This window comes from Aminobacter sp. P4_D5 (assembly GCF_056401815.1).
The window spans coordinates 1-631 of record NZ_JBFUIP010000916.1 but is presented as its reverse complement, the minus strand read 5'-3'; the positions used below and the strand labels follow the sequence as shown (position 1 = coordinate 631).

Annotated in this window: 1 protein-coding gene; it reads right to left on the bottom strand. The window is 68.9% G+C overall.

The window, feature by feature from the left end; translation table 11 throughout:
• Window positions 1-516, bottom strand: a 516-nt coding sequence (locus tag AC1DWF_RS35775; protein WP_476843198.1) for a DUF2125 domain-containing protein, incomplete at its 3' end; no start/stop codon positions are given.
• Between the last annotated feature and the right edge of the window lie 115 nt (window positions 517-631).

Below are 631 nucleotides of genomic sequence, written 5' to 3'. Positions count from 1 at the left end.
TGGCAGGCCCTGCACCGCGAAGAGGTCGGCGCGGATGTTGACGGCGGCGTTGAAGATCTCGGCGGAGATGCGGTTGATCTCCGTCGCGTCGCCGATGCGCAGGCCCTCGCCCTCCAGGGTGCCGCCCTGGCCGTCCAGCCGCACGCGGACCGCGAGCGCGCGCTGCTGGACCGGCGTGCTGCCGTTGACATGGACCAGCGTCTGCGCGCCATCGAGCGTCAGGCGCAGCTGGCGCGGGTCCTGCGGGTAGATGGCGAGCGTCGCGCGTTCCGCGCGCCAGCCGAAGCCCATCGGCGAATCCACACGCATATTGTCGAGCTTCAGCGCGGCGGAGAGCGGGAAGCCCGTGCGCACCGGCGGCGCCGATGCGATGCGCCAGCCCTCGGCGGTGCGAGCCCGGACCCAGATCGCCAGCTCGGATTCGAGGCGGGACGTGGCCTCCTGCCAGACGTAATAGGCGCCGCCTCCCGCGAGGGCGATCAGCACCACCAGGACGGCCAACCATTTTTTCGCCATGCGAGACGGATTATAGAGGGAAACTCGTTTCGCAAAGGTGCCTTCGAGGGTGTCGTCCCCGCCGCTGGATGCCGATGGGCATCTCTACGTCTTCGCCTATGGCTCGCTGATCTGG